Genomic DNA, 22716 nt, shown 5'->3' on the forward strand with positions numbered 1-22716 from the left:
ATGATATTTACCGTAGCGTCCCGATTGTTACCGTAGGGAGTATTGCTTGACCTGTTCGACGGCTTCTTGGTCTTCGACAAGGCATTCGAGGAATTCTTGCATTTTTCGGCTGATTGACGGTAACGGCCCGATTGCTACCGCCTGCCTGAGTTCGTGATTTTGGCATAAGACACGTGTTTAACGACGTCGTTAGCGACGTGTCTTATGCGAGGATTGGATGCGAGTTGAAGTTCTTGGCGCGGAACGGCGTCGTCGCTGGGGAGATCAGAAGAAACTGGACATCGTGATGTCGATTGGGATCGACGGCGCGACAGTGACGGATGTGGCGCAGAAGTACGATGTGACCCGCCAGCAGATTTACTCCTGGCGACGGGAACTGAAGAAGAAGGGGCTTCTGCTCTCCTCACAGGAAGCCGTATTTCTTCCTATTGAGATGAGTAGCGAGCAGATCGGTGGCGCGGGGAACGATACCCTTGATGCTTCGCCCTCCATGATTGAATTGCACTTGCGCTGCGGCCGCCGTCTTTGTTTTGGCAGCCGAGTGGAAGGCGCAGTGCTGACGCGGCTCATCCGGGCGGTGGAACAGGCATGATTGGACCGGGCACCGGCGTTCGGGTTTACCTTGCCTGCGGCGTCACAGATATGAGGAAGGGCATTGAGGGCCTTTCGATGTTGGCGCAGGATGTCTTGCGCCAGAAGCCGACAGGTGGAGCTGTCTTCGCCTTTCGCGGGCGACGTGGCGATCGGGTGAAGCTGCTGTATTTTGATGGCCAGGGATTTTGCCTTTACTATAAAATTCTGCAGAAAGGTCGTTTCCCCTGGCCTTCAGCGGCCGATGGGACGGCTCGACTGACAGCAGCGCAACTGGCGATGCTATGGGAAGGAATAGACTGGAGACGTCCGGACTGGGGTGCTCCGCCGGCACGTGTCGGTTGATTTTATCCTACTGAAACTACTTGTTTTTATGGCGTTCTGTCCTGACTTATGCTAGTCAGGATCATGTCGAATGCGCGCTCAACTCTTTCTGATGATCCAGCCTTTCTGAAGGCGATGATCACCGCCTTGCAGGCGGAGAATGCGAAGATGTTGGCGGCGTTGAAGGCGCATGACCACCTCATTCAGGGTCTGAGGCTACGCATTGCCCGGCTGAAGAAACAGGTCTTCGGCAAGTCTTCTGAAAAGATCGAGCGGGAAATCGCGCAACTGGAACTGGCGCTGGAGGATCTGTTGATTGCCAGTGCCGAACACGAGACCGCGCCCGTCGAAGAGCTTGAAGACGAGACGGCTTGCGTTTCGGAGGAAACTTCACAGTCCCGGCCACTGCGTCGGCGTCCGCGCGTGTCGGAAAATGCCGTTCGCGAACACCGGGAACTGGATCCCGGTCATTGTTGTCCTGCCTGCGGCGGAGAATTGCGCCTTGTCGGAGAGGATGTCAGCGAAATCCTCGACATGATCGCAGCGACGATGAAGGTCATCGAGATTGCCCGACCAAAGAAGTCGTGCCGTTGTTGCGAGAAGATGGTGCAGGTTCCTGCGCCCAGCCGCCCAATACCCGGCAGTATGGCTGGTGCCGGTCTTCTGGCCTATATTCTGGTCTCGAAGTTCGACGATCATCTGCCGCTCTATCGCCTCAACGAGATCTTCGCGCGGATGGGGGCCGATATACCTGACAGCACACTGGTGGACTGGTGCGGTCGTGCCATGCAGGTGCTCCGTCCGCTGATCGAGCGCATTGAGAAGGAGATCATGAAAAGCGATCTCCTCCATGCTGATGATACGCCGATCCGGGTGCTGGATCGGTCGCTGCGCGACAAGGGACTGGGCAAAGGTGTGAAGAAGGGCAGGATCTGGACATATGTCCGCGATCAGCGTCCATGGGCAGGCGGCGCACCGCCGGGTGCGGTTTATTACTTCGCTCCCGACTGGAAGGAAGAGCACGTCCACCATCATCTGCGAGAAGCGAGCGGCATCCTCCAGGCCGATGGTTATAAAGGCTACGCGAAGTTATATGAGCCGGGATCGGACGGGAACTGCCGCTTCCGCGAGGCTTCCTGCTGGGCGCATTGGCGGCGTGACTTTCATGACATCTGGACCGCGAACAAATCCGGGATTGCGCGCGAGGCGCTTGATCGGATCGGTGCGCTGTATGATATCGAACGGGGTATTGCAGGCCACCCCGCCGATGTGCGGTTTGCCGCGCGTCAAAAGCACAGCAAGCCGAAGGTCGAGGAACTGCGCGCATGGGCAGAAAAGCAGTTGCTTCGCATTCCGGGTAAAAGCGAATTGGCGAAGGCTTTGCGCTATGGGCTGAGCAGATGGCCGTCACTCTGCCTGTTCCTGGAGGACGGGCGTGTGGCCATGGACAACAATGCTGCGGAGCGAGCCCTGAGGCCAATAGGAGTAGGACGCCGGAATTGGTTATTCGCAGGCGCTGACACCGGCGCGGAAACTCTGGCACGCGCGATGACGATCATTGAAACGGCGAAGATGAACGGCATCAACCCGCAAGCCTATCTGGCCGATGTGCTCGACCGCATTCATGATCACAAAATCAATCGGCTCGATGAGTTGCTCCCTTGGAACTGGAAGCTTCTCGCAGCAGAACATGCTGAGGCAGCCTGATGGCCACGGTCACGTTTGTCTACACGCTCGAATATGTCGCCGAAATGCTCGAAGAGGATGTCGATCTTCTTCAAGCGATCATCTACAATGACGACAACCTGACCTATGGCAATATCATCACCATCGTAACCGGCGACGATCAGACTACAAGCGCCCTGACGGACGACGGCATTGATGAGCTCAGACAGATGCTCGCCGACGCGCGCAAATCAGCCGCAAAATGGCAAGAATTCCTCGACTGCTTTGTCGATGACCAAGAAGTCGTCGAACGTGTCAAGACATATTCCCCACGGTAACAATCGGGCCGTTACGATTGACGTGCGTCGGCCAGCATCTGTCTGAGTTCATCGAGGTCGTCGTCCGTCAGGGAGAAGTGGCTTGGTTTGTCTTGACCTGCCACTGAGAATTTCCTCCAGAATGGATTAGAGTGGACTTGCCCGGTGAAATGGGGAGCACTCCACTAACCAACCATTGCACATCATTGAATGATCAGCTATTTCGTGTTTACATAATATAGTGGAGAGTGTGTTGAGCTCAGAAAAATTCTCGGGGTTATGGTATGGCTCCCTTGCCCTTGTTATGGCTTCAGCCATAACGATATTATTTTTTCCTGGTTTAATGTCATATGATTCCTTTAATCAGTATTCACAGGTTTTAGGTTTAATACCCGTTAACAGTGCGCACCCACCAATAATGGTTTATTTATGGAAGATACTTTATGAAATTATACCATCTCCTGGATCATTATTATTATTCCATCAGGCAATATATTGGTCAGCGGTAGCTATCTTAGCTTGGTCACTTGCATCAAATACAATTTTACGACTGGGGATATTTTTTATAGTGGGTTTGTGGCCACCTCTTTTAGTAAATTCTGTTCATTTGTGGAAAGACGTGGGCATGTTTGTCACTGTTTTATTGGCTGGTGCGACACTGTTGGCAGACTATCGACGTCCTTCTTGGATCTGGATGGTAGTATCCGCAGTAGCAATTTTTTATGCTTTGGCAGTGCGTCACAATGCCATCATTGGAGTGCCATTTTTGGCACTTCTATGGGCACACAGACTTGCAAGCAGATATCCCACAGCTAAGAAACAGGTTATCGCACTATGCTTAATAGCACCCGTCTTCACACTCTCAATATATGGTTTAACAAAATGGATTGACGGCCCTTCAAGTAATGGCGGTCTCAACTCAATAATTCTTTTCGATTTGGCCGCAATCTCTGTTTCGAAAAATGCGGATATGTTTCCAAACAGTGAATCTCGCTCAGGAACTGATTTTTTTCAGCGTTTAAAAGGTGCCTTCAAGCCAGAAGTAAACTCTCCTGTAGGACCTGTTTTGAGTAATATCGACTTCGGTGAATCGCTGCCAGTATATTGGCTTCATACAATAAGGAATAATTTACAAACATACTTGCAGCATCGGTATTATGTTTTCTCAAAAATGATGTGGATTAGAGGTCCTGATCCTTATTACCCCTACCACCCAGGCATTGATCAAAACGAATATGGAATAAAATTTAGCTATCTGGAGCAAGAAAAATCATGGGACTGGCGGTGGTTTTTTGACACACTTTCTCATTTATTTATATATAAACCTATTCTATATCTTGCATTATCTTGCATTCTCGCAATTTATTCGGCGTTTAAATTGGCAAGAGACGTTAGAAGTTTCAAGTGGTTTGCCACCTGTACAATGTCTTCTAGTGGCATAATGATGACGATATCATTATTTTTCTTATCTCCCGCTGCGGATTATCGGTATGCAATTTGGATGATCACTACAACAGTCCTTTCATTATTACTTGTAATTTTCTTACCTAATAATGAAAAAACTGAACAAAAAGAAAACTCCTACTCTCTCTAAGGTAAAATAGATGACAAACAGGAGCGTTTGGATTATCATTCCGGCTTATAACGAAGGCACTGTTATACATTCCACGGTCATAGATGCACTTAGTGTTTTTTCTAATATTATCGTGGTCGACGATTGCTCTTCCGATGAAAGCGCCGGAATTGCCAAGGCAGCAGGAGCGCATGTATGTCGGCACCCTATTAACTTAGGTCAAGGAGCCGCTCTTCAAACGGGTATTACCTATTCCTTATCGAAAGGCGCGACACATCTCGTTACCTTCGATGCAGATGGTCAGCACTCCATACGCGACGCATTGGAAATGGTTGAGGTGCTGGATAGGGAGAATGTTGACGTTGTCTTAGGCTCTCGTTTTCTTGGGAATAAGGCTATAGGCATGACTCGAAGCAAAAGAATTCTTCTAGCTGCGGCAACGTATTTTACTCGTATTACCTCTGGCTTGACTGTGACAGATACTCACAATGGCCTGAGATGTTTTTCAGCTAAAGCCGCTAGAAAAATAAAAATAAGGCAAAACAGAATGGCACACGCTTCAGAATTATTAAACCAGATCGGAAGTCTGCAGCTTAAATATACGGAGTGTCCGTGCGTTATTACATATACCGATTATTCTAAAGCTAAGGGCCAGCGCCTGTCCGGTGCATTTAAAATCGTCTATGATCTGTCTATTGGAAAGCTATACAAATGATCAAGCCAATACTCATAATTATATTATCAATAATGCTTTTTTATTCATTCTCTCAATTTAATAAATCCAGAATTGTCGCTACTTTTATATCCTTTTGTTGCATAATTGGCATGATTTTTGTTATTTCACCGAACTTAAGTACCAAAGCGGCAAACATGGTGGGCGTCGGCCGAGGAGCTGACTTAGTTATTTATATTATATCTCTCATTTCACTTGCGGGGATATTCAATTTACATCTTAAAATGCGTAAAGCACAAGAAATACATACTGAGTTGGTGCGAAAAATTGCTCTCATGGATGTACAAAAGCCTAACAGGACACAAAACCAGTGAACCCGCTTGTTCTATTCGCAAGCATGATTTTTGCCGTATCGCTTGGAGTTGGACAGCTTTTCTTTAAGTTCGCTGCAGAAGATATAAAGCTTCGCCTTTCCGTTTCTTGGCTGCATGCTTTGGTATCACCTTGGCTCATATCAGCTCTTCTTTTATATAGCTTGACAACATTGTTATGGATATGGGTTCTGTCTCAGTCTGAACTTAGCAAAGCTTATCCATTTGCCTTGCTAGGGGCAGCCTTTGTACCGATTCTATCCTATTTTGTCTTAGGGGAATCTCTCAGCATATCTTTCTTTATTGGCATGTTTCTGGTTGTTATAGGAATTATAATAATAAACTTTTTTTAGAGCGTCGAGCATTCAGGATGAAAGCAGCATAGCGGACATCCTGAATGCGTGTGTTTACATGATTTTTAAACCGTGATTTCTATAGAAGATTATGGAAGAGTGAATAAAGGTGCGAATATGCCATAGCCCCTTCTTTGATGTGTGTCCACCGGAGTGAATTATACGAACTGTCGGCACATATGCGACGGTAGAGAACTTTGCTACTCTTAGTGATAGATCAAAATCTTCGAAATATAGAAAGTAATCTTCGGAGAAGCCTCCCGCCTTTAACAAAATTGTGGTTCTGAAGAACATTAGGCAACCACTCACAATCGGAGGGTTCCACCAAACGTTGTGTTGAGTTTCTGCTCGCATTTCGTAACGTTGCAACCGCCCCTTGAACCACATACGGATTGTATCTGAGGCGAAGCCTCTTAAGAGAAGATCTAGGAGTGCTGGGTATCTTTTGCATAGGTACTGACGTTCGCCGTTTGGCCATTCAGCATAGGGGCTAATTAGGCCGCATTCCGGATTGGTTTCCATAAAAGCGATAGCTGTTGTGAGCGCGTTAGAATGTAATTGAACGTCTGGATTGAGAATGAGATGAAATTCTCCCATTTGCTGCATTGCGAGGTTATGTGCCCGGCCAAAGCCGATATTTCCTTGACCTTTAATTAGCTTAATTGGCAATTTGGGATAGAAACGTAGCAAAAAAGAAGCAACTTCTTTACTAGAGGAGTTGTCTACAATCGTTATTAAGAAAGTTCTGGGCCCAAATGTCTTGAGCGCATTTTTCAGGCTGTCCAACGTTTTTCTAAGTTCATCAAAATCAGGATTAAATGTAACGATTGAAATCGTTAGCAATAGCTGCTTATTGATTTGAGGATCGGCAAGTGAAACACTATAGGTCATTCTTTGAATTCTCGGTTCTCAGGCAGGCCCGGTCGTTGTCAAATCGAGGCCATCAACTTAGCCATATTACGTGCATATATGAACGAAACGGAAGAAGTAAGATGATAGGATGTGAAACCGTATGAAGGGGATTATTCTTGCAGGTGGCAGTGGAACGAGATTGTACCCTTTAACAATCGCGGTCTCAAAACAGATTCTACCAATCTATGATAAGCCAATGATCTATTATCCCTTGAGCGTGCTCATGCTCGCAGGTATTCAGGATGTCCTAATCATTTCGACTCCGCATGACTTACCTCTATTTCAGAAGTTGCTTGGTGATGGCCACGAGTTTGGAGTGAATTTCTCATATGCTGAACAAGCGCATCCCAATGGTCTCGCCGAAGCTTTCATTATCGGCAGAGAGTTCATCGGCAACGATAGTGTGGCCATGATTCTCGGTGACAACATCTATTTTGGTGACGGCCTTTCCAATCTGTCGCAACTCTCTTCGCAGCCGATGAAAGGCGGAACTGTTTTTGCCTATCGCGTGGATGATCCGCAGCGCTATGGCGTTGTGGAGTTTGATACAGAGACAGGTCAGGCGATTTCCATTGAAGAGAAGCCGGAAAAGCCGAAGTCGCATTGGGCTGTCACAGGCCTATATTTTTACGACAACCAAGTTGTCGATATTGCACGCTCGATCAAGCCGTCGGCCCGTGGTGAGCTTGAAATTACCACAGTCAATAATGTCTATCTCGAGCGTGGTGAATTGAATGTTCAGCGTTTCGGGCGGGGATACGCGTGGCTCGATACGGGAACGCATGACAGCCTTCACGAAGCGTCCTCTTTTGTCCAAACCATTGAAAAGCGTCAGGGCATCAAGATTGCCTGCCCAGAAGAAATTGGCTTGGATAAAGGTTGGCTGAGCAGTGAAGCAGTTCTCGAACGCGCGGCCAAGCTTGGAAAAACAGAATATGCTGCGTATCTTCGTCGCCGTGTTGCCGAATTAGGAAAAGATTGATGCAGGTTCGTCCGTTAGGTTTAGATGGTGTTTTTGAAATTAGCCCGCGTAAATTCGGCGATGACCGTGGCTTTTTCTCCGAAACCTATAATGCGAACTCATTCACTGAAGCCGGTATCGACCTGACTTTCGTTCAGGACAATCATTCTTTTTCGGCCGCAAAGGGCGTTGTGCGCGGGCTTCATTACCAGTTACCACCATTTGCGCAGGATAAGCTGGTGCGCGTTACGCGCGGGGCAATTCTGGATGTTGCGGTCGATATCCGCAAAAGCTCGCCTACGTTCGGGAAGTGGGTTGCGTTGGAAGTCTCCGCTGAAAAATGGAACCAGATTCTGGTGCCGAAGGGCTTCGCACATGGCTTCATGACGCTGGTGGAGAACACTGAAGTTATCTACAAGGTAACGAATTATTATTCTCCTGAGCATGACCGCTCGATCCGGTTTGACGATCCGACCATTGGTATTGATTGGCCAATGGCATCTTCAGGCGTTCAGCTTTCGGATAAGGATCAGAAGGCCCCGCTTTTTGCTGACGCAGAAGTTTTTGCTTGAGGAAATGATATGAATATTCTTGTTACAGGTGGAGCAGGGTTCATTGGTTCAGCTGTCTGCCGCCATCTGGCTACTGATCCCAAGGTCAATGTAATCAATCTCGACAAGCTGACCTATGCGGGGAATCTGGCCTCACTGCGCCAGATTGAAAACCGTCAGAATTACAGCTTTCTCCAAGCTGATATTTGTAACGACACCAGCGTTCTGGATGCTTTACGTGCCCACGAAATCGATGTGATCATGCATTTGGCGGCGGAAAGCCACGTCGACCGTTCAATCGATGGTCCGGGTGCATTCATCGAAACGAATATCGTCGGAACGTTCCGTTTGCTTAATGCGGCGCTGGCTTACTGGCGGGAACTACCGGAGCCTCGCAAATCGAGCTTCCGTTTCCATCATATTTCGACGGATGAAGTGTTTGGCGATTTGCCGTTCGATAGCGGTATTTTCACTGAAGAAACTTCTTATAAACCGTCGTCGCCATATTCGGCTTCGAAAGCAGCGTCCGATCATCTGGTGCGTGCCTGGCATGAGACCTATGGACTGCCAGTTGTGCTGTCCAATTGCTCGAACAATTATGGACCATTCCATTTCCCAGAGAAGTTGATCCCGCTCGTCATTCTCAATGCGCTCGATGAAAAACCACTGCCGGTTTATGGGGCGGGGGCAAATGTGCGAGACTGGCTCTATGTCGAGGATCATGCGCGCGCTCTGACATTGGTCGCGACCACGGGCAAGCTGGGCGAAAGCTACAATATCGGCGGGCGTGCAGAGCGCACCAATCTGAATGTCGTAGAAACGATCTGCTCCATTCTCGACAAGAAGCGACCTCGCGCAAACGGCAAGAGCTACGCCGATCTGATAACTTTCGTGACAGATCGTCCCGGCCACGACCGCCGCTATGCGATTGACGCTTCGAAGATCGAGCGCGAATTGGGCTGGAAGCCGCAGGAAACCTTCGAGACGGGATTGGAAAAAACCATTCAATGGTATCTCGATAACGCATGGTGGTGGGAACCGATCCGCAGCGGAACCTATGCCGGTGAGCGTCTGGGCAGTGCGTCAGCAAAAGAGGTTAAGGTATGAAAATCCTCGTCACCGGGCGGGAAGGGCAGGTTGTCCAGAGCCTTCTTGAGAAGGCAGATCAACGCCCCGACCTGGAGGTGATTGCACTGGGTCGCCCGGAGTTGGATTTGAAAAAGCCGGACACTGTGCGCAGTGCCATTGAGGCAGTCAAGCCAGACCTCGTTGTCTCCGCCGCCGCCTACACGGCGGTGGATATGGCCGAGGATGAGCAGGAACTTGCCTTTGCAGTGAATGCCACTGGTGCGCAAGCAGTTGCCGAAGCGGCGAAAATCTGTGGCGTTCCTGTCATTCATTTGTCGACCGATTATGTTTTTGCGGGCGACGCTGATGAACCCTATGATGAAACGAATGTCACTGGACCTCGTAGTATCTATGGGAGTTCCAAGCTTGAAGGCGAGCGTCTGGTTGCGCTAGCCAATCCACGACACATCATTTTGCGAACGGCGTGGGTCTATAGCCCGTTTGGCAAGAATTTCGTCAAGACGATGCTGAGGCTTGCAGAGACGCGCGATGCACTCTCTGTCGTTTCTGACCAATGGGGCAACCCGACCAGTGCGCTAGATATCGCTGATGCAGTCATCCAGGTGGCGGATCATTTAGCGGCAACGCCAGACTTCTCCGCTTATGGTATTTATCATCTGGTCGGTACGGGCGATACAAACTGGAGCGGCTTTGCACGCGCCATATTCGGTGAAAGTGCCAAGCTTGGTGGACCAACTGTGACTGTCACGGATATTGCGACGGCCGATTATCCGACCAAGGCTGCACGTCCTGCGAATTCGCGCCTGTCGACTGCCAAATTCCAACAGATGTTCAACTGGTCGGCACCACATTGGCAAACGTCATTACGGGATGTGTTGGCTAGACTAATTTCTTAACGCGAAGATGGTCAGTTTTGCTTGCGTTTTAGGATTATGTTGATGCCCAAAAAAGGCGCTTTGAACGTAAGAATTCGATGATGCGCACGACAACTAATTGCAACTATGAGTGATTGGAACTAAACCCAGTCAAATAATTAAAAACGGTTGCATTTATCGGAGCAGTCCATGTGTGGAATCATTGGCATCATCGGAAAAGACGAAGTAGCGCCGCTTCTGGTGGATGCCCTGAAGAGGCTCGAATATCGCGGCTATGATTCCGCCGGTATCGCCACGCTGCAAAATGGCAGGCTGGACCGCCGCCGCGCCGAAGGCAAGCTTGTGAACCTCGAGAAGCGTCTTGGCGGAGAGCCGTTGCCCGGCACCATCGGCATTGGTCATACGCGCTGGGCGACGCACGGCAAGCCGGTGGAGCGCAACGCCCATCCGCATCTCACCAAGCGCCTTGCGGTTGTTCACAATGGCATTATCGAAAATTTTGCCGAATTGCGCTCTGCGCTGGAAGCCGATGGTTACACATTCGAGACCGAAACCGACACGGAAGCCGTTGCGCATCTGGTGACGCGCGAACTCGACAAGGGCAAGTCGCCGATTGAAGCCGTGCGCGATTGCCTGCCGCAATTGCGCGGTGCTTTTGCGCTCGCCTTTCTCTTCGATGGCGACGAAGAACTGCTGATCGGCGCGCGTCAGGGGCCACCGCTCGCGGTCGGTTATGGCGAAGGCGAAATGTATCTTGGTTCCGACGCGATTGCGCTGGCGCCCTTTACCGATTCCATCGCCTATCTGGAAGATGGCGACTGGGCGGTGCTGACGCGCAAGGGCGTCACCGNGCCCTTTACCGATTCCATCGCCTATCTGGAAGATGGCGACTGGGCGGTGCTGACGCGCAAGGGCGTCACCGTTTATGACGAGACCAACAGCCAAGTCGAACGTCCGGTGCAGAGGTCGCAGGCCGCCAATATGCTGGTCTCGAAGGGCAATCATCGCCACTTCATGCAGAAAGAGATGTTCGAGCAGCCGGAAGTCATCTCCCACACGCTCGCCAATTATCTTGATTTCACCAAAGGCACGGTGCGTCAGGAAGCGGTTAGTATTGATTTCAGCACAATCGACCGCCTGACGATTGCCTCCTGCGGCACGGCTTTTTATGCGGCTTCGGTCGGTAAATACTGGTTTGAGCAGATCGCACGCCTGCCCGTCGATTGCGACATTGCTTCCGAATTCCGCTACCGCGAAATGCCGCTGTCGAAAGATACGCTGGCCATGTTCATCTCGCAATCGGGTGAAACGGCCGATACGCTGGCCTCATTGCGCTATTGCAAATCGCAAGGGCTGAAGATCGCCTCGGTGGTCAATGTCACCGGCTCGACCATTGCGCGCGAATCCGATGCCGTCTTCCCGACACTGGCGGGGCCTGAAATCGGTGTTGCATCGACCAAGGCTTTCACCTGCCAGCTTTCGGCGCTGGCTTCGCTTGCTATCGCTGCTGCCAAGGCGCGTGGCGTCATTGACGACAAGCGTGAACAGGAACTGGTGCGCGAGCTTTCCGAAGCACCGCGTTTCATCAATCAGGTGCTCAAGCTGGAAGAGGAAATCGCGGCTGTTTGTCATGAACTGGCGAAGGTCAATCATGTGCTTTATCTGGGTCGCGGCACGTCTTTCCCGCTTGCGATGGAAGGGGCACTCAAGCTCAAGGAAATCTCCTACATCCATGCCGAAGGCTATGCGGCTGGTGAACTCAAGCATGGCCCGATTGCGCTGATCGATGAAGCCATGCCGGTTATCGTGATCGCACCATCGGACCGTCTTTATGAAAAGACTGTTTCCAATATGCAGGAAGTGGCGGCACGCGGCGGACGCATCATCCTGATTACCGATGAAAAGGGCGCAGCGTCTGCAAGCATCGACACGATGGCGACCATTGTGATGCCGGACGTGCCGGAATTCATCACGCCGCTTGTTTATGCATTGCCGATCCAGATGTTCGCGTATCACACCGCTATTCTTATGGGTACAGACGTTGATCAACCACGTAATCTCGCGAAGTCTGTGACGGTGGAATAGCCGTCAATCTTACGGCATCGAACAGTTATGGCAAAGGTGGCATCGCTCAACGGGCGGTGCCACGTTTTTGTGTCGAGCGGAAATAATTTTCGCCTCTGCCTGCCCCTTGACGCCGTGCGCTAACTGTAGCACAAACCTATGACACATTTGGCGAATGCGAAAAAATGATTTATTGAAATCATTGAGGAATTTGGCTTGGCTGGGAATCCAGGCATCCCAGGAGCCGTAAATTGAAGATTTTAGCAGAGAATAGTCCGATTTAACGGGGCGACATTTTAAGATGTTTGGTTCGTATGCACATATCCGCATAACTTCCATAAGTTGACTGCTATTCTTAGTCTACCATACCAGGAATGACCATTGCTTGAAGTTAATTAGTGTAACGGTTGGGTGGGCATTCCGGGGCGTAAAGATCAAAACTCCAGTTGAAAAAAATTCGAGTGAATGGGGGCAGTGCTATCAGGTTTAATCAGGGCTTGAATTTAGAGCATGATTAAGGTGTTTGGCGATGTACTGATAGTTACTTTTGATGTTGCTAGTTGCTACTCGTATATGTTTTTTATTTTGAACGCTGAATTTTGAGCCAGGCTGAACCGTAATGCCATTTGATGCAAGTACCTTGGTTGCTGTTACGTCGCATTGTACTGGAATCCATAGGCATAGACCATTGCCTTGCGGTAAGTGAACGCCATAATCGGCCATGTAGTCAGAAAGCTTGTTTCGTCTTGCCTCATATATATTTCGAGCGTTCTCAATATAATTTGCAGTATCGGGCTGTTTCAGCAACCACGCTGTTGCTGATTGTAAAAGGCGGCTTGTCCAGCCCGAGCCGAAACTGCGGGAAGAATGTATCTGCTCAATCATTTTAGCTGTGCCTGAAAGCACGGCAGTCCGCAAATCAGGACCCATCGTTTTTGAGAACGAGCGAATGTGCATAACTCGATCAGGCAAATATTGTCCCAAAGACATGGAGGGGGATGAGGAGATGTCATTCATCCCATCGTCTTCAATAATCAGAGTGTGGCTATTTTCTAGGACGCCTGCAAGCTCTTTCAGTCGGCCTGGAGGAATTGTTTGACCCGTAATGGCATGAAGGCGCGGTTGGAAGAGAAAAATAGCAGGTTTTAGTTTTATAGCTTCGGACAGTGCATCTGGCAGGGGCCCCATGAGGTCGCAAGAAACCGGTAATGGCTGTACATTTAACGTTTCAAACATATCAATAAAGCGAACCGACGTTGGGTCTTCAATCGCAATATATGAGCCCGGCGTTATAAATGCTTGAAGTATAGAATAAATCGCATCATAACCGCCATTTGTTGCAATGAACGCCTCTGCATCATAAGGCCAAGTCTGTTGAATGACGGATTTTAACTCGGGTATAATATTGATGCGGTCATAGCTATTCAGGCCTTCTGTGGATGAAGCATAAATCAGTGCCTGTTTTAAAGGTGGAAATAAAAGCGGATCGGGAACTGCCTTTGATAAATTTAAACTGCTTTTATCAACGACATCTATTCCGATCAGGCGTTTGGGCTGTGTGGCTATATAATCGCCACTGACCCAGCTTCCATTTCTTCCAAGGCCGGTAATGAGTTTTTGTTTGCGCAGTTCTCGCCATGCGTCTGCAACTGTTGTTGGGCTGACGCCAAGGATATAGGCTAAGTCGCGTATGGCGGGGAGACGAACGCCAATTTCCAAGACGCCTGATCGAATGAGCGTGCTTGTCTCAACCGTGATCCCTCTTTTGGTTCGCGTTGTTAATTGTTCTGCCAACCATTTTGCTGAACATTGTTCGTCCGAGTGAATATTCACGCCGCTTACGTGCATCCCCGCTCTCCATGATATGGATCTTGTAGCTTATAAGCTTTGTCCTGGAATGCTACGTATTATTTCTCAATAAATAAGTTGGGGTTGATATTATACAGCCGCCGGTTTGCCGCTGTTTTGGTTTCCACTGATTTGCTGGAATGTCGGGCGTTATGGCGAACTGCAATCGCGACTTGGCATATGGGTCGCGTGTGATGCGAAGTCGTGCGCTGTGTATCATTTGCACAGGTGCCTTACTGACGGGCATCAATCGCACTGGCTTGAATATAGCTCAATATCGGAACGTTCGTTCCGGCACTCAGGACGCTGAAAATCAATTGATTTGATTCTTTTACGATTGATGCAGTCGTCAGTTTTGGCGTGCTGGTGAGTATGGCAGCATATTATAAATGTACGGTTACATAAAAACGATTGATGTTGGTTATACGGTGTGTGATCATCTAATCAATAAGTATTACCTGTACATAGTTACAGGTAATCTGAGTTTATTCAGTAAATAATCCACCTTGTTTTTGGTTGAATGCAAACGTGCTGTATTGGAGGTGCGTGGTGAATGTATTGTGTCGAATTTTTGAGTTTAAGGATGATCTTGTATCTATTCGCAGGGAAATACATCGCTATCCAGAAATTGGGTTTGAAGAAAAACGAACATCTAAGCTGGTCGTCGATAGTTTAACCAGCTGGGGTGTCACTGTTCATACCGGCATTGGAAAAACCGGTGTTGTGGGGGTTCTACAGGGTAATTACCCGGGAAAGAAAATGGTCGGGTTGCGTGCAGATATGGATGCGTTGCCTATGGAGGAGAAAACAAATTTACCTTATGCCTCGGCCATTCCAGGTCAGTTTCATGGTTGCGGTCATGATGGCCATACGGCGATTTTATTGGGTGCGGCGCGATATCTGGCTGAGACACGTAATTTTGCCGGCACAGCTGTTTTTATCTTCCAGCCAGCTGAAGAAGGGCTGGGTGGTGCGCGGGCAATGATCAAGGACGAATTGTTTACGCGATTTCCTTGTGATGAAATTTATGGCCTGCATAACTCGCCTAACGGGATGCCCAACCGGGTGTTGCTGAAAGCTGGTCCCACAATGGCCGGGGCGGATTTTTTTGATATTCATATTAAAGGTCAGGGCAGCCATGCTGCCAAACCCGAGGCTTCGAAGGATCCGATCCTGATTGCGTCCAATATAGTGCAAATGCTTCATTCGATCGTTAGTCGCAACATTGATCCGATGAAAGCTGCGGTTCTCTCTGTCACGCAGATACAGGCAGGCACAGCCTATAATATCATCCCTGAAGATTGTAAAATATCTGGCACAATCAGATATCTGGACCGTAATGTTGCACAGACTATCCGGCAGCGCATGACCGCTATAGCGGCCGGTATTGAAGCGAGTTTTGGTGTCGAAGTCACGGTTGATTTGCGTAATGTTTTTGATGTTTTAATCAATGATGCAGATTTAATCGAAGAGTGCGCGCTGGCGGCTGCCGATGTGGTCGGGCGAGAGAATGTTGCCATGCGTGATGAGCCTGTCATGGGCAGTGAAGATTTTGCCGATATGTTGAGGATCAAACGGGGTGTTTACCTCCATTTGGGTCATGGCGGAACCACGCCGGTGCACAATTCGGGCTTCATACTCGACGAAGATATCATCCCAGTCGGCGCAAGTATTTTTTCAAGATTAGTGGAAAGACGATTGGCAAAATAAGCACTGCTTACAGTGGTTGTTATCCTCTCGGTGTTTGAAAACGAATATCTAAATTGAGCAGGTGGAGAAAATGGGAATGTCGGGTTCAAAAATAGATAAAAAACGGGCAGCTGTTGTTGGGGCTGGGGCAGTCGGGGCTTGTTGTGCGGCTTATCTTCAACGCGACGGTCATGACGTGGTTGTGCTAGATCCAGATGGTTTCGGGCGTGGGTGTTCAGAAGGAACGGTAGGGATATTTGCCACAAATATCATCGCACCGGCCAGTTCTGCTGGAGGCGTAAAGGCAATGCTGACCGCCGCGCAAAATCCGGATCTGGATACGCTGATGATTAACAAGGAATTCTTGTCAGAGTTTCTTCCATGGATGGCGTCATTTGTCGCGACTTCCGGCCCCCTGTCATTTGCATTGGGCAGAGAGGCGCTGAAAGAAGCGCAAAGATTGTCGATCCCTGCTTTACGGGCAATTCTTGATAAGGATGTTTTTGATGAGCATGTGAAGGAGCGGGGATGGATATCTGCCTATGAAAGCGAGGCGAGTTTTAAGGCTGGGAAAGCTGACCGGGACGTGCGTAAACAGCACGGCATTGCGGTAGAGGAACTCGATGAGAAACAGCTTAAATCCATTGAGCCGTCCTTGCCAGAAAAGTTGAAATTCGCCACCCTGTTTCCGCGCGAATATCATACTGCCAACGTGAACAAGTTTATCGCTGCAATTGGTGATGTGGCGTTGCGCAACGGTGCAGTTTTAAAACAACGATCTGTTGATCACATTGAGCCGCAGGACGACGGGACATTCCACGTGCATGCGGGTGGTGAGATTGTGCATGTAGATGTTGTTGTGATCGCTGCGGGGGCATATTCTGCCAAATTGGCTGCTGAACTTGGCAGTCCTGTCCTGCATTGCGCTGAGCGTGGCTATGGCGTTACCTTTGAGAATGCAGACGTCGGACTGAACACGCCAGTAACCTTGGCGCAGAATAAATGTGTGATTGCGCCTATGGAGGCCGGCCTGCATGTGATCTCAAGTGGTGAATTTGCGCCAATTGATACACAGCCGGATGAACGGCATCAGGATAGACTAATTTCAATCGCACAGGATTTGTATCCTGAACTGGTGGGCAAGACAGTCACGCGCTGGTCGGGTTGGCGCTCAACTGTGCCTGACGGGTTGCCTGTCATCGATGAATCCCCGGTTCATAAAGGGGTATTCTATGCTTTCGGTCATAGCCATCTGGGTTTGACGCAGGCAGGTCTCAGTGGGGCGATCATTAGTGCATTAGCAGGGGGACGGGAGCCTGTGATGAATAATACGCCTTTCAAGATAGACAGATTTTCTCTGACACCAACATACTAAGAATAAAAATAACGAACAGATCGCGGTGACATAAAAATAAATGAGGAGGGATAGCTATGTTTATGAAATCACTAAGAAAGCCTGCGTTGTTTGGTTTGCTTATGCTTGGTACATCATTGGCAATATCTGCAAATTCTGCCAGTTACGCGGAAACCTTAATACGCAGAGGTATCATCGGGGAGCCGAATGCATTCGACCCGGTCAAGGCATCGCTCTGGCACGAATACTATCTGATGAAGGACATGTTTGAAGGTCTGGTCACTTATAACGACAAGGGAGAAATTGCGCCCGGTGTTGCACAATCGTGGGAGGTTAATGCTGATGGTACTGTCTATACATTCAAGCTACGTGACACTGCAAAATGGTCTGACGGCACGCCGGTAACCGCGCATGATTTTGTTTACTCATGGCAGCGTGAAGTCAATCCGGCAACGGCGGCAATGGATCCACGTTTGCTGTATCCAATTAAAAACGCCAAGCCTATTAATAAGGGCGAGATGAAGCCTGATCAGCTCGGTGTTGCTGCTTTGGATGATCAGACATTAGAAGTGACCCTCGAAGGGCCAGCGCCATATTTTCTTGAGCTGGCGGCGCATGGCACAATGTTGCCGGTCAATAAAGCGAATATCGATGCTCTTGGGGATCAGTTCGCCCGTCCCGGTGTGATGGTATCAAATGGCCCGTTCATATTGCAGGAACATGTGCCTAATGATCATATCACGCTGATAAAAAATGAAAATTACTGGGATGCGAACAATGTCAAGCTAGACAAGGTTGAGTTCATCCCCACGCTTGATCAAGCGGCTTCTGTCAGGCGTTATGAGGCAGGTGAGCTGGATATGCTCAGCGGTGTTCCAACATCAGAGTTGCAGCGTCTGAAAGATATATTCAAGGAACAGGTCAATGTTTTCCCCAGCCTTACTGTCGAATATTATGTCTTCGATACGCGGCAAAAGCCTTTTGATGACAAAAATCTCCGGCGCGCCTTGTCGATGGTTGTCGACCGCGATTTCATCGCCGATGAGATTTTTTCAGGAGCCGCTACACCGTCTTATTCAATGATGGCACCGGGAATACCATCCTATGGCAAGCCCTCGGATGTGGATTTCGCAAATCTGTCGATGATTGACAGGGAAGATAAGGCTCAGCTTCTGATGAAAGAGGCCGGTTATGGCCCTGAAGGAAAACCATTAGAAATCACCATACGATACAATACCAATGTTGCAAATGAACAGGTTGCAACGGCCATCGCGAATATGTGGAAGGAAGCGTTCGGAATTAATGTAAAGCTACATAATCTCGATCTTGCTTCCCATTATGGTTATTTGCAGCAGGGCGGAGAATTCCAGGTGGCGCGTGCTTCCAGAACGCCTGAATATGCCGATGCAGTTGCAACGCTGTCGCTCGATCTCAGCACCCAGAAAACTTATAATTACGGGCGCTTCAATAGTCCTGAATATGATGATTTATTGGCTCGCTCCTACAAAGAGCTTAATCCCCAAGCCCGATCAAAGTTGCTGCATGATGCGGAATCTATACTGATGGAAAGCCAAACTATCATGCCACTCGTGAACACTACACATATCTGGCTGGTATCGCCTAAGGTTGATGGTTTTCATAGCAATGCACTGAATGAACACCCCAGCAAATATTTGAGTGTTAAATAGCTGTTGGTTATATGGCCCGTTAAATATGTATAGATTAAGTAATAACTGCAAGGGGTTATTGTATGGTGTATTTTGTTTTGCGTCGATTGATAAGCGCGGCACCGACATTATTTGTAGTTGTCACAGCGTCTTTTTTCTTAATGCGCTTTGCGCCTGGCGGGCCATTTTCTCTTGAACGTCCATTACCTCCAGAGGTCATGGCAAATCTTATGAAGACCTATAATCTCGATCAGCCTCTATGGCATCAGTATATCCATTATGTCGGCAATGCACTGAAGGGAGATTTTGGTCCAAGCTTTGTATATAAAGGGCAGAGTGTCTTCGAGTTGCTCACCAGTGGTCTGTTCTATTCTTTTATACTGGGCATATGGGCATTGCTCATAGGCGTTTTGGCGGGCGTTGCCATTGGAATAGTTGCTGCCTTAAACCATAACAAGCTACCGGATTACGGGGCGATGACCGTGTCAACTATTGGTATCACTATACCTAATTTTGTTATTGGCCCGTTATTAATATTACTATTCAGTATTTACCTTGGTTGGCTGCCGGCAGGCGGATGGGGGTCAGGTGGCGCAGCCAATCTTCTTCTACCGATAATTACTTTGGCTTTGCCGCAGATTGCAATTTATGCGCGGCTGGTACGCGGGGCAATGATTGAAGCGCTGCATTCAGATCATATCCGCACGCTCAAAGCCTATGGGCTACCCAAATTCATTATTGTCGTGGTGCATGCGCTGCGTGGTGCGATGTTACCCGCTGTCTCTTATATGGGGCCAAGTGCGGCTGCATTATTAACCGGGTCCGTCGTGGTGGAAACGATTTATTCAGTGCCGGGTATTGGTCGTTATTTCGTTATCGGCGCATTGAACCGGGATTATACACTGGTGATGGGGACAGTCATACTGATCGCCACATTGGTCATCATTTTCAATCTGTTGATTGATGTTTTGTACGGCGTTCTGGACCCGAGAGTGCGTTATGACTGAGTTTATAAAAATCACTCCACGCGAGTATACCGGTCGTAGCTTGTTTCAGTTGGCTATTCTCCGGTTTCGCAAGAATAAAACTGCAATGGTCGGCTCTTTTATTCTCCTGGCAATTACGCTGTTCTCTTTCTTTGGACCGCTGTTGACGCAGCATAAATATGATCAGATTTACACATCATTTGTGAGCTTGCCGCCAAGTGTGGAGGCTCACCCCAAAGTCGGGTCACTGCCGCAAGTGGCAGAAAAAATAGCAAAGCGTGCCCGCATCCAGCTTACAGACTTCACGACCGAGGGAAGAAGCTTTCATGCTCAGCTCAGCTCTGACCAACCGGTATCAGAGAATATTACGCGCTACTTTGATCGTGCCAGTGAGTTCATTGACACAAAGATCGTCAGTAGAAGTGACGATGGCAAAACAGTAAACCTATCAGGCAGCGTGCCGTCATATTATTTCCTTTTTGGCACCGATGCCAATGGTCGTGATCTCATGACACGGATCATGTTAGGCGGGCAGGTGTCGCTGACCGTGGGACTGTTGGCCAGTCTGGTCTCGCTGGGGATTGGTGTGCTTTATGGTGCGACAGCCGGCTATCTGGGGGGGCGGACAGATGAAATAATGATGCGAGTTATCGAGGTTCTCTATTCTTTGCCATTTGTCTTTCTGGTTGTGGTACTGGTTGTCTTTTTTGGCCGCAGTTTTATTTTGATCTTCTTGGTGATCGGAGCGGTTGAATGGCTCGATATGGCGCGTATCGTGCGTGGTCAGACACTTGCCTTGAAGCGCAGGGACTTTATAAGCGCCGCTGAATCGCTCGGTTTGACGGACTGGCAAATTATCCGGGTGCATATCATCCCCAATACCCTTAGCGCTGTCATCATTTTCCTGACAGTCGTTGTCCCTAAAGTCATACTGTTGGAAAGTTTTCTATCTTTCTTGGGGTTGGGGGTTCAGGCGCCGCTGACGAGCTGGGGTGCGCTGATTGCTGACGGTGCTGCTGCAATGCAGTCATCACCATGGCTGCTGCTATTTCCTGCAATCTTTTTTGTTCTGGCCCTCTATTCCTTGAACTTCATTGGCGACGGTTTGCGTGATGCTTTGGATCCGAAGGAGAAATGACATGGCGATGCGCAACACGATAACGGCTGCACAGGCCGCGGACGTTCTGGAAAAGATATTGGATGTCAAAGATCTCAATATTAATTTTCAAACACATGATGGTGTTGTGCAGGCTGTCAGGGGGATAAATATCAGCGTTCAGCAGGGGGAAACACTGGCAATCGTTGGTGAATCCGGCTCCGGCAAAAGCCAGACCATGATGGGAATTATGGGGCTGCTTGCCAGTAATGGCCGCATCACAGGCTCGGCGATATATAGAGGGGATGAATTGATCGGAGCAAGCGATCTTCAGCTCAACAAAATAAGAGGCGCCAAGATATCAATGATCTTTCAGGAGCCAATGACGTCTTTGGATCCGCTTTATAGGATAGGCTATCAGATTGCAGAAGTGATCGCCTATCATAAGGGCAGCAAAATCAAGAATACACACCGTCAGGTCTTGGATTTACTCGAGATGGTTGGCATTCCTGAACCGGAGCGCCGTATTGACAGCTATCCCCACGAGCTTTCTGGCGGGCAGAGGCAGCGGGTGATGATCGCCATGGCACTGGCAAATAACCCGGACATTTTGATTGCGGACGAACCGACAACTGCACTGGATGTTACCGTACAGGCCGCAATTCTAGAATTGTTGTTGTCGCTGCAACGTCGCTTTGGGATGGCAATTATTTTGATAACCCATGATTTAGCGGTTGTGCGCCATTTTGCTGAACGGGTTGTGGTTATGAAAAGCGGCAAGATTGTAGAGGAGGGGGCGACCGAGGAGGTTTTTGTCAGGCCGCAGACTGCCTATACGAAAATGCTTGTGGACTCTGAGCCCAGTGGTCACAAAGAACCGCAGCCTTTGTCTTCACCTGTTATCGTGGATGCCCGTAATATTTTTGTCGATTACGGAAGCCGTCAAAAAAGCTTTCTGGGCGGGTTTAATAAAATATTTCGTGCAGTGGATGATGTGTCCATACAATTGCGGCAAGGGCAAACCATTGGCATTGTCGGAGAGTCAGGATCGGGGAAGTCGACAATCGCCCGCGCATTGGCACGCTTGATACGAAGTGAAGGAGAAATCCTGTTCAATGGCCAGGATATATCCCAACTGAATAAATGCGCGATGTTACCGGTGAGAAAAAACTTGCAGATGGTATTTCAAGATCCGTATGGCTCACTTTCACCGCGCCTGACAATTGGAGAGATTATCGGTGAAGGTTTGAAAATACATGACCCGGCATTAACCAAGGCGGCCCGCTATGCGCGTGTTGGCGAGGCGCTGCGTGAGGTCGGTATGGATGAAACGCTGATTAATCGCTACCCTCACGAGTTTTCAGGCGGGCAGCGACAGCGCATCGCCATTGCCAGAGCCATCATCATAAAACCAAGCGTTGTTATACTGGATGAGCCAACGTCAGCGCTTGATCGCACAGTGCAAAGACAGGTGATCGATCTGTTACGGCGAATACAGTGCGAGCATAATTTGTCGTATATTTTTATCAGCCACGATTTGACCGTCATCAGGGCTTTAGCGGATTATGTGATGGTCATGAAGCAAGGGCAGGTCGTCGAGCAAGGCGATACCGAAATGGTCTTTCGGCAGCCCCAGCATGACTATACCAAAACATTGATCAGCTCAGCATTGAATTTGAAAACAGCACAATTCCATTAATTGTGCTCCGTGCGGGTGAAGCACAGTGACGTCTGGGGAAATGATGGGAAGGGAGAGC

Annotated in this window: 21 protein-coding genes; 19 read left to right on the forward strand and 2 right to left on the reverse strand. The window is 49.0% G+C overall.

The window, feature by feature from the left end:
• The first annotated feature begins 217 nt into the window (after positions 1 to 217).
• The 8 genes from tnpA to KUG47_RS09760 all read left to right on the forward strand — a co-directional run bounded on the left by tnpA (position 218) and on the right by KUG47_RS09760 (position 5867).
• Complete coding sequence (tnpA, locus tag KUG47_RS09725; RefSeq protein WP_167522168.1) at positions 218 to 592, forward strand: IS66-like element accessory protein TnpA; 375 nt, start codon at positions 218 to 220, stop codon at positions 590 to 592.
• Positions 589 to 936 carry an IS66 family insertion sequence element accessory protein TnpB gene (gene tnpB, locus KUG47_RS09730; protein WP_011982990.1) on the forward strand — a complete coding sequence of 116 codons (348 nt, stop codon included), beginning with the start codon at positions 589 to 591 and terminating at the stop codon, positions 934 to 936. The genes tnpA and tnpB overlap by 4 nt, the downstream gene beginning before the upstream one ends.
• Before the next feature lie 63 nt (positions 937 to 999).
• On the forward strand, positions 1000 to 2622 hold the full coding sequence (gene tnpC / locus KUG47_RS09735) for an IS66 family transposase (protein WP_217677751.1): 1623 nt from the start codon (positions 1000 to 1002) through the stop codon (positions 2620 to 2622).
• Positions 2622 to 2918: a hypothetical protein gene (locus KUG47_RS09740; protein WP_217677752.1), complete on the forward strand. Its 297-nt coding sequence runs from the start codon at positions 2622 to 2624 to the stop codon at positions 2916 to 2918. Before tnpC ends, KUG47_RS09740 begins: the two co-directional genes overlap by 1 nt.
• Positions 2919 to 3150: 232 nt before the next feature.
• Entirely contained in the window at positions 3151 to 4491 is a 1341-nt protein-coding gene (locus KUG47_RS09745) for a hypothetical protein (RefSeq protein ID WP_217677753.1), read from the forward strand.
• A 10-nt stretch (positions 4492 to 4501) separates the two neighbouring features.
• The gene (locus KUG47_RS09750) at positions 4502 to 5185 is read left to right on the forward strand and encodes a glycosyltransferase family 2 protein (RefSeq protein ID WP_217677754.1); all 684 of its coding nucleotides are present in this window, start codon (positions 4502 to 4504) and stop codon (positions 5183 to 5185) included.
• Positions 5182 to 5517, forward strand: a complete 336-nt coding sequence (locus KUG47_RS16865) for a DUF2304 family protein (protein WP_217677755.1) — start codon at positions 5182 to 5184, stop codon at positions 5515 to 5517. Before KUG47_RS09750 ends, KUG47_RS16865 begins: the two co-directional genes overlap by 4 nt.
• Positions 5514 to 5867, forward strand: coding sequence for an EamA family transporter (locus KUG47_RS09760; RefSeq protein WP_217677756.1), 354 nt, complete (start codon positions 5514 to 5516; stop codon positions 5865 to 5867). The genes KUG47_RS16865 and KUG47_RS09760 overlap by 4 nt, the downstream gene beginning before the upstream one ends.
• Positions 5868 to 5921: 54 nt before the next feature.
• Here KUG47_RS09760 and KUG47_RS09765 read toward each other — a convergent pair whose 3' ends face one another.
• Positions 5922 to 6758, reverse strand: coding sequence for a glycosyltransferase family 2 protein (locus KUG47_RS09765; RefSeq protein WP_217677757.1), 837 nt, complete (start codon positions 6756 to 6758; stop codon positions 5922 to 5924).
• Between the two features lie 121 nt (positions 6759 to 6879).
• Between KUG47_RS09765 and rfbA the strand changes: the two genes are divergently transcribed.
• From rfbA to glmS, 5 genes are all read left to right on the forward strand, one after another.
• On the forward strand, positions 6880 to 7761 hold the full coding sequence (gene rfbA, locus KUG47_RS09770) for a glucose-1-phosphate thymidylyltransferase RfbA (protein ID WP_217677758.1): 882 nt from the start codon (positions 6880 to 6882) through the stop codon (positions 7759 to 7761).
• Positions 7761 to 8312 (forward strand): dTDP-4-dehydrorhamnose 3,5-epimerase, encoded by a 552-nt coding sequence (rfbC, locus tag KUG47_RS09775; protein ID WP_217677759.1) that lies wholly within the window; start codon positions 7761 to 7763, stop codon positions 8310 to 8312. Before rfbA ends, rfbC begins: the two co-directional genes overlap by 1 nt.
• Before the next feature lie 9 nt (positions 8313 to 8321).
• A complete protein-coding gene (rfbB, locus tag KUG47_RS09780) occupies positions 8322 to 9398 on the forward strand; it encodes a dTDP-glucose 4,6-dehydratase (protein ID WP_217677760.1) in 1077 nt (358 codons plus the stop codon).
• The gene (rfbD, locus tag KUG47_RS09785) at positions 9395 to 10276 is read left to right on the forward strand and encodes a dTDP-4-dehydrorhamnose reductase (RefSeq protein ID WP_217677761.1); all 882 of its coding nucleotides are present in this window, start codon (positions 9395 to 9397) and stop codon (positions 10274 to 10276) included. The genes rfbB and rfbD overlap by 4 nt, the downstream gene beginning before the upstream one ends.
• Positions 10277 to 10444: 168 nt before the next feature.
• The gene (gene glmS, locus KUG47_RS09790; RefSeq protein WP_217677762.1) at positions 10445 to 12340 is read left to right on the forward strand and encodes a glutamine--fructose-6-phosphate transaminase (isomerizing); all 1896 of its coding nucleotides are present in this window, start codon (positions 10445 to 10447) and stop codon (positions 12338 to 12340) included.
• Between the two features lie 465 nt (positions 12341 to 12805).
• Here glmS and KUG47_RS09795 read toward each other — a convergent pair whose 3' ends face one another.
• The gene (locus KUG47_RS09795) at positions 12806 to 14167 is read right to left on the reverse strand and encodes an aminotransferase-like domain-containing protein (protein ID WP_217677763.1); all 1362 of its coding nucleotides are present in this window, start codon (positions 14165 to 14167) and stop codon (positions 12806 to 12808) included.
• Positions 14168 to 14716: 549 nt separating this feature from the next.
• Here KUG47_RS09795 and KUG47_RS09800 point away from each other — a divergent pair.
• From KUG47_RS09800 to KUG47_RS09825, 6 genes are all read left to right on the forward strand, one after another.
• Positions 14717 to 15877 carry a M20 aminoacylase family protein gene (locus tag KUG47_RS09800; RefSeq protein ID WP_217677816.1) on the forward strand — a complete coding sequence of 387 codons (1161 nt, stop codon included), beginning with the start codon at positions 14717 to 14719 and terminating at the stop codon, positions 15875 to 15877.
• A 76-nt stretch (positions 15878 to 15953) separates the two neighbouring features.
• Entirely contained in the window at positions 15954 to 17231 is a 1278-nt protein-coding gene (locus tag KUG47_RS09805; protein WP_217677764.1) for an NAD(P)/FAD-dependent oxidoreductase, read from the forward strand.
• A gap of 56 nt (positions 17232 to 17287) precedes the next feature.
• Positions 17288 to 18898 (forward strand): peptide ABC transporter substrate-binding protein, encoded by a 1611-nt coding sequence (locus KUG47_RS09810; protein WP_217677765.1) that lies wholly within the window; start codon positions 17288 to 17290, stop codon positions 18896 to 18898.
• Between the two features lie 62 nt (positions 18899 to 18960).
• Positions 18961 to 19884, forward strand: coding sequence for an ABC transporter permease (locus KUG47_RS09815; protein WP_217677766.1), 924 nt, complete (start codon positions 18961 to 18963; stop codon positions 19882 to 19884).
• Positions 19877 to 21001 (forward strand): ABC transporter permease, encoded by a 1125-nt coding sequence (locus tag KUG47_RS09820; protein WP_217677767.1) that lies wholly within the window; start codon positions 19877 to 19879, stop codon positions 20999 to 21001. Before KUG47_RS09815 ends, KUG47_RS09820 begins: the two co-directional genes overlap by 8 nt.
• Before the next feature lie 7 nt (positions 21002 to 21008).
• Positions 21009 to 22658: an ABC transporter ATP-binding protein gene (locus KUG47_RS09825; protein WP_217677817.1), complete on the forward strand. Its 1650-nt coding sequence runs from the start codon at positions 21009 to 21011 to the stop codon at positions 22656 to 22658.
• Positions 22659 to 22716: the final 58 nt, after the last annotated feature.

It is taken from the genome of Falsochrobactrum tianjinense (assembly GCF_019100495.1).
In the GTDB taxonomy this organism is placed as follows: domain Bacteria; phylum Pseudomonadota; class Alphaproteobacteria; order Rhizobiales; family Rhizobiaceae; genus Brucella; species Brucella tianjinense.

Excerpts from the sequence above, each read along its gene's own strand:
- tnpA (WP_167522168.1), top strand. The coding sequence starts at position 218 with ATGCGAGTTGAAGTTCTTGGCGCGGAACGGCGTCGTCGCTGGGGAGAT.
- tnpB (WP_011982990.1), top strand. The coding sequence starts at position 589 with ATGATTGGACCGGGCACCGGCGTTCGGGTTTACCTTGCCTGCGGCGTC.
- tnpC (WP_217677751.1), top strand. The coding sequence starts at position 1,000 with ATGTCGAATGCGCGCTCAACTCTTTCTGATGATCCAGCCTTTCTGAAG.
- KUG47_RS09740 (WP_217677752.1), top strand. The coding sequence starts at position 2,622 with ATGGCCACGGTCACGTTTGTCTACACGCTCGAATATGTCGCCGAAATG.
- KUG47_RS09750 (WP_217677754.1), top strand. The coding sequence starts at position 4,502 with ATGACAAACAGGAGCGTTTGGATTATCATTCCGGCTTATAACGAAGGC.
- KUG47_RS16865 (WP_217677755.1), top strand. The coding sequence starts at position 5,182 with ATGATCAAGCCAATACTCATAATTATATTATCAATAATGCTTTTTTAT.
- KUG47_RS09765 (WP_217677757.1), bottom strand. The coding sequence starts at position 6,758 with ATGACCTATAGTGTTTCACTTGCCGATCCTCAAATCAATAAGCAGCTA.
- rfbA (WP_217677758.1), top strand. The coding sequence starts at position 6,880 with ATGAAGGGGATTATTCTTGCAGGTGGCAGTGGAACGAGATTGTACCCT.
- rfbC (WP_217677759.1), top strand. The coding sequence starts at position 7,761 with ATGCAGGTTCGTCCGTTAGGTTTAGATGGTGTTTTTGAAATTAGCCCG.
- rfbB (WP_217677760.1), top strand. The coding sequence starts at position 8,322 with ATGAATATTCTTGTTACAGGTGGAGCAGGGTTCATTGGTTCAGCTGTC.
- rfbD (WP_217677761.1), top strand. The coding sequence starts at position 9,395 with ATGAAAATCCTCGTCACCGGGCGGGAAGGGCAGGTTGTCCAGAGCCTT.
- KUG47_RS09795 (WP_217677763.1), bottom strand. The coding sequence starts at position 14,167 with ATGCACGTAAGCGGCGTGAATATTCACTCGGACGAACAATGTTCAGCA.
- KUG47_RS09805 (WP_217677764.1), top strand. The coding sequence starts at position 15,954 with ATGTCGGGTTCAAAAATAGATAAAAAACGGGCAGCTGTTGTTGGGGCT.
- KUG47_RS09810 (WP_217677765.1), top strand. The coding sequence starts at position 17,288 with ATGTTTATGAAATCACTAAGAAAGCCTGCGTTGTTTGGTTTGCTTATG.
- KUG47_RS09815 (WP_217677766.1), top strand. The coding sequence starts at position 18,961 with ATGGTGTATTTTGTTTTGCGTCGATTGATAAGCGCGGCACCGACATTA.
- KUG47_RS09820 (WP_217677767.1), top strand. The coding sequence starts at position 19,877 with ATGACTGAGTTTATAAAAATCACTCCACGCGAGTATACCGGTCGTAGC.
- KUG47_RS09825 (WP_217677817.1), top strand. The coding sequence starts at position 21,009 with ATGCGCAACACGATAACGGCTGCACAGGCCGCGGACGTTCTGGAAAAG.